Raw genomic sequence first — 6,062 nt, forward strand, 5'->3', positions numbered from 1 at the left:
CGCCCGCCGAGCTGCTCGCCCGCTGGCGGGAGGGGCGACGGCTCCTGGAGGAGGCCTTGCGGAAGGTGCCGCCCGGCGGGCGGTTCCCCTGGTACGGGCCGCCGATGAGCGCCCCGGCGATGGCGACGGCCCGGCTGATGGAGACCTGGGCGCACGGCCAGGACGTCGCCGACGCCCTCGGGGCCGTACGCCGGCCGACCGCGCGGCTGCGGCACGTGGCCTGGATCGGGCACCGGGCCCGTGACTACGCGTACCTGGTGCGCGGCGAGCAGCCGCCCGCCGAGCCGTTCCGGGTCGAACTGACCGGTCCTGGCGGGGAGTCGTGGGCGTACGGCCCCGAGGACGCCGCCCAGCGGGTCGGCGGGGACGCGGTCGAGTTCTGCCTGCTCGTCACGCAGCGGGTGCACCGGGACGACACGGGGCTGCGCGCGGAGGGGGCGGACGCGGAGCACTGGCTGGGCATCGCCCAGGCGTTCGCCGGTCCGGCGGGGCCGGGGCGCGGCCCGAAGGGGGAGGCGTCATGAGGGTGTTGAGGATCGGGAACGCCTCCGGGTTCTACGGCGACCGGTTCGGCGCCGTCCGCGAGATGCTGACCGGCGGCCGGCTCGACGTGCTCACCGGGGACTACCTCGCCGAGCTGACCATGCTGATCCTGGGCCGCGACCTGCTGAAGGACCCCTCCGCCGGGTACGCGAAGACCTTCCTGCGGCAGATGGAGGAGGGCCTCGGGCTCGCCCACGACCGGGGCACGCGGATCGTCGTCAACGCCGGCGGACTGAACCCGGCGGGGCTCGCGGAGGCCCTGCGCGGCCTGGCCGGGCGGCTCGGGCTGCCGACGCGGGTCGGACACGTGGAGGGGGACCGGCTGCCGGGCGAGGCGGGCGTGCTGACCGCCAACGCCTACCTCGGCGGGGCGGGGATCGCGGCCTGCCTGGAGGCCGGCGCGGAGGTCGTCGTCACCGGGCGGGTGACGGACGCGGCGCTCGTCACCGGGCCCGCCCAGTGGTGGTTCGGGTGGGGGCCCGAGGAGTACGACCGGCTCGCCGGGGCGGTCGTCGCCGGGCACGTCCTGGAGTGCGGTACGCAGGCCACCGGCGGCAACTACGCCTTCTTCCGCGAGCACGAGCCGAAGCTGCTGCTGCGGCCCGGCTTCCCGCTGGCCGAGGTGTACGAGGACGGGTCGGCGGTCGTCACCAAGCATCCCGGCACGGGCGGGGTCGTCGACGTCGGCACCGTCACCGCGCAGCTGCTGTACGAGACCTCCGGCGCCCGGTACGCCGGGCCCGACGTGACCGCCCGGCTCGACTCGGTGCGGCTGACGGCGCAGGGGCCGGACCGGGTGCGGATCGACGGGGTGCGGGGCGAGGCGCCGCCGGCGACGCTCAAGGTGGGCCGCTGCCGGCTCGGCGGCCACCGCAACGAGGTCGTCTTCGTCCTCACCGGCCTCGACGTGGAGGAGAAGGCCGCGCTCGTCCGGGAGCAGATCCACGGAGCCCTGGCGCAGGACCCGCCCGCCGACGTCCGCTGGGAGCTGGCCCGCACCGACCGGGAGGACGCCGGCACGGAGGAGACCGCGAGCGCGCTGCTGCGGCTCGTCGTCCGCGACCCCGACCCGGAGAAGGTGGGGCGGACCCTGACCGGGGCGGCGATCGAGCTGGCCCTCGCCAGCTATCCGGGCTTCCACGTGACCGCCCCGCCGGGCAGGGGCGCCCCCTACGGGGTCTTCGAGACGGCGTACGTGCCCGCCGGGGACGTCCCGCACACGGCGGTGCTGCCCGACGGGACCCGGGTCGCCGTGCCCGTGCCGCCCGCGACCCGCGCCCTGGAACCCGTGCCCGGACCGGAGCTCCCCGAGCCGCTGCCGCCGGGGCCGACGGTCCGCGCGCCGCTCGGGCGGATCGCGGGGGCCCGCAGCGGAGACAAGGGCGGGGACGCGAACGTGGGGGTGTGGGTGCGGACGGAGGCCGCGTGGCGGTGGCTCGCGCACACGCTCACCGTCGACCTGTTCCGTGCACTCCTGCCGGAGACGGCCGGCCTGGCCGTCGCCCGGCATGTGCTGCCGAACCTGCGGGCGGTGAACTTCACCGTCGCCGGGATCCTCGGCGAGGGCGTCGCCTCCCAGGCCCGTTTCGACCCCCAGGCCAAGGCCCTCGGCGAATGGCTCCGCTCCCGGCACGTGGACGTACCGGCGGAACTCCTGCCGGCCGACGGCCCGGCCGCCCGCGCCGACGCCCACGCCCGCGAGGACGCCGACGCCCGCACGGATACCCGTGCCGATGCCCGCACCGATACCCGTGCCGATGGCCCCGACCGCCCCGACCTTCCGGAGGGACCCGCGTGACCGTCCTCGCCTCCGCCCTCGACACCGGCGGACCCGACTACCAGGAGCATCGCGCCGCGATGCTGGAGAAGCTCGACGCGCTCGACGCCGAGCACGCCAAGGCGCTCGCCGGCGGCGGCGAGAAGTACACCGCCCGGCACCGCGAGCGCGGCAAGCTGCTCGCGCGGGAGCGGATCGAGCTCCTGGTCGACCCCGACTCGCCGTTCCTGGAGCTGTCACCGCTCGCCGCCTGGGGCAGCTCGTACCCCGTAGGGGCGTCCCTGGTCACCGGCATCGGGGTCGTGGAGGGCGTCGAGTGCCTGATCACCGCCAACGACCCGACCGTGCGGGGCGGCGCCTCCAACCCGTGGACGCTGAAGAAGGCGCTGCGGGCCAACGAGATCGCGTTCGCCAACCGGCTGCCGGTGATCTCGCTCGTCGAGTCCGGCGGCGCCGACCTGCCGTCCCAGAAGGAGATCTTCATCCCGGGCGGGGCGCTCTTCCGCGACCTCACCCGGCTCTCCGCCGCCGGGATCCCGACGGTCGCGGTCGTCTTCGGGAACTCGACGGCCGGCGGGGCGTACGTGCCCGGCATGTCCGACCACACGGTGATGATCGAGGAGCGGTCGAAGGTCTTCCTCGGCGGACCGCCGCTGGTGAAGATGGCGACCGGCGAGGAGAGCGACGACGAGTCCCTCGGCGGCGCGGCGATGCACGCCCGCGTCTCCGGGCTCGCCGACCACTACGCCGTCGACGAGGCCGACGCGATCCGGCAGGCCCGCCGGATCGTCGCCCGCCTCAACCACCGCAAGCACCACGCGGACCCCGGCCCGGCCGAGCCGCCGAAGTACGACGCCGAGGAGCTCCTCGGGATCGTCCCGGGCGACCTGCGGACGCCGTTCGACCCGCGCGAGGTGATCGCCCGGCTCGTCGACGGCTCGGACTTCGACGAGTTCAAGCCGCTGTACGGGGCGTCGCTGGTGACCGGCTGGGCGCGGCTGCACGGCTACCCGGTGGGGATCCTCGCGAACGCGCAGGGGGTGCTGTTCAGCGCGGAGTCGCAGAAGGCCGCGCAGTTCATCCAGCTGGCGAACCAGCGGGACGTCCCGCTGCTGTTCCTGCACAACACCACCGGCTACATGGTCGGCAAGGAGTACGAGCAGGGCGGCATCATCAAGCACGGCGCGATGATGATCAACGCGGTGTCGAACTCGAAGGTCCCGCACCTGTCCGTCCTCATGGGGGCGAGCTACGGCGCCGGCCACTACGGCATGTGCGGGCGGGCGTACGACCCGAGGTTCCTCTTCGCCTGGCCGAGCGCCAAGTCCGCCGTCATGGGGCCGCAGCAGCTCGCGGGCGTGCTGTCGATCGTGGCGCGGGCGTCGGCGGCGGCGAAGGGGCAGCCCTATGACGACGAGGCCGACGCCGGTCTGCGGGCCATGGTCGAGGCGCAGATCGAGTCCGAGTCGCTGCCGCACTTCCTCTCCGGCCTGCTCTACGACGACGGGGTCATCGACCCCCGCGACACCCGCACGGTCCTCGGGCTGTGCCTGTCCGCGATCCACACGGCACCGGTCGAGGGCGCGCGCGGCGGCTTCGGCGTCTTCCGAATGTGAGGCCACTGATGTCGACGCCAACGATGATTTCGACCGTCCTGGTCGCCAACCGTGGCGAGATCGCCTGCCGCGTCTTCCGCACCTGCCGTGAGCTGGGCATCGCGACCGTCGCCGTGTACTCCGACGCCGACGCGGACGCCCTGCACGTGCGGGAGGCGGACGCGGCGGTGCGGCTGCCGGGGGCGGCGCCCTCGGAGACGTATCTGCGCGGCGACCTGATCGTCGCGGCGGCGCTCGCGGCAGGCGCGGACGCCGTCCACCCCGGCTACGGCTTCCTCTCCGAGAACGCCGGCTTCGCCCGGGCGGTGACGGAGGCCGGGCTGCGGTGGATCGGTCCGCCGCCGGAGGCCATCGAGGCGATGGCGTCGAAGACCCGCGCCAAGGAGCTCCTCGGCATCGCGCCGCTCGACCCGGCGGCCGTCACCGCCACCGAGCTGCCCGTCCTGGTGAAGGCGGCGGCGGGCGGCGGCGGGCGCGGCATGCGGATCGTCCGCGAACTGGCCGATCTGAAAGGGGAGTTGAAGGCGGCTTCGGCCGAGGCGGAGAGCGCCTTCGGGGACGGCGAGGTGTTCGTCGAGCCGTACGTGGAGGACGGGCGCCACGTCGAGGTGCAGATCCTCGCCGACGCGCACGGCACGGTGTGGGCGCTCGGCACCCGCGACTGCTCGCTGCAGCGGCGGCACCAGAAGGTGATCGAGGAGTCCCCGGCGCCCGGCCTGCCGGCCGCGCTCGCCGAGGAGCTGTACGGGGCCTCGGTGGCGGCCGCCAAGGCCGTCGGGTACGTGGGCGCGGGCACGGTGGAGTTCCTGGTCGCGGACGTCCCCCAAGCTCTCGGCTCCGCTCGGGCAGGGGGGACCCCCATGCTGCACTTCCTGGAGATGAACACCCGCCTCCAGGTCGAGCACCCGGTGACCGAGGCCGTGCACGGCGTCGACCTCGTCGCCCTCCAGCTCGCCGTCGCCGAGGGCCGCCCGCTGCCGCCGGAGCCGCCCGCCGCCCGGGGGCACGCCGTCGAGGCCCGGCTGTACGCGGAGGACCCGTCGGCGGGGTGGGCGCCGCAGACGGGCCGCCTGCACGCGTTCGCGGTGCCGGGCGGGAGCGGCGTGCGGACCGACAGCGGATACGGCTCCGGGGACACCGTCCCCGTGCACTACGACGCCATGCTCGCGAAGGTCGTCGCGTCGGCGCCGACCCGTGCGGAGGCCGTCCGCAAGCTCGCGGGCGTCCTGGAGCGGGCCGTGATCCACGGGCCGGCCACCAACCGGGACCTCCTCGTCGCCTCGCTGCGGCACGGGGAGTTCCTGGACGAGGCCCGGCTCGACACCGGCTTCTACGAGCGGAACCTGGAGGCGCTCACCCGGCCCGCCGAGGGCGGCGCGGCCTGTGCGGCCGTCGCCGCCGCGCTGGCCGCCGCGCGCCGGGACTCCGGCCGCTTCGGCGGCGGCTGGCGCAACCTCCGCTCGCAGGACGAGATCCGGAGGTACGAGGACGGCACCGAGGGCGGCACCGAGGTCCGCTACCGGCCCACCCGGGGCGGCGGCTTCGAGGTGCTCGCCCCCGAGGGGGTACGGGTCGTGAGCGCGGAGCCCGACCGCGTACGGCTCGAAGTCGCGGGCGTCGTACGGGACTTCGAGGTGGCGGCCTACGGGGACGGGACCGTCCACGTCGGGCGCCATCGGCTCACCCCCCGCCCCCGCTTCACCGACCCTCGCGAGCAGACCCTCCCCGGGTCGCTGCTCGCGCCGATGCCCGGCACCGTCGTCCGGCTCGCGGACGGCCTCGCCGTCGGCGACCGGGTCGAGGCCGGGCAGCCGCTGCTCTGGCTGGAGGCGATGAAGATGGAGCACCGCGTCACCGCTCCCGCCTCCGGCACGCTCACCGCGCTCCACGCCGCCCCCGGCCGTCAGGTCGAGGTCGGTGCCCTGCTCGCCGTCGTACAGACCGAAGACGTACAGGCCGAAGACCAGGAGGAAGACACCGTATGAGCACCGACATCGAGCCCCGGGAGCACACCGAGCTCCGCGCCGCCGTCTCCGCGCTCGGCCGCCGCCACGGTCCCGGCTTCGACCGGGCCGCCCTGTGGGCGGAGGCCGGGAAGCTCGGCTACCTGGGCGTGAACCTGCCGG

General features: G+C 75.2%; 4 protein-coding genes. All 4 read left to right on the forward strand.

Annotated elements, in window-relative coordinates:
- Nucleotides 1–524, forward strand: a 524-nt coding sequence (locus AB0E19_RS38095) for a TIGR03084 family metal-binding protein (protein WP_362189674.1), incomplete at its 5' end; no start/stop codon positions are given.
- The gene (locus AB0E19_RS38100; RefSeq protein WP_362189677.1) at nt 521–2,341 is read left to right on the forward strand and encodes an acyclic terpene utilization AtuA family protein; all 1,821 of its coding nucleotides are present in this window, start codon (nt 521–523) and stop codon (nt 2,339–2,341) included. The genes AB0E19_RS38095 and AB0E19_RS38100, both read left to right, overlap by 4 nt.
- The gene (locus tag AB0E19_RS38105) at nt 2,338–3,936 is read left to right on the forward strand and encodes a carboxyl transferase domain-containing protein (protein ID WP_362189680.1); all 1,599 of its coding nucleotides are present in this window, start codon (nt 2,338–2,340) and stop codon (nt 3,934–3,936) included. Before AB0E19_RS38100 ends, AB0E19_RS38105 begins: the two co-directional genes overlap by 4 nt.
- 23 nt (nt 3,937–3,959) lie before the next feature.
- The gene (locus AB0E19_RS38110; protein ID WP_362189683.1) at nt 3,960–5,921 is read left to right on the forward strand and encodes a biotin carboxylase N-terminal domain-containing protein; all 1,962 of its coding nucleotides are present in this window, start codon (nt 3,960–3,962) and stop codon (nt 5,919–5,921) included.
- Nucleotides 5,922–6,062: the final 141 nt, after the last annotated feature.

The organism is Streptomyces sp. NPDC047974, from assembly GCF_040653375.1.
Classification (GTDB): Bacteria; Actinomycetota; Actinomycetes; order Streptomycetales; family Streptomycetaceae; genus Streptomyces.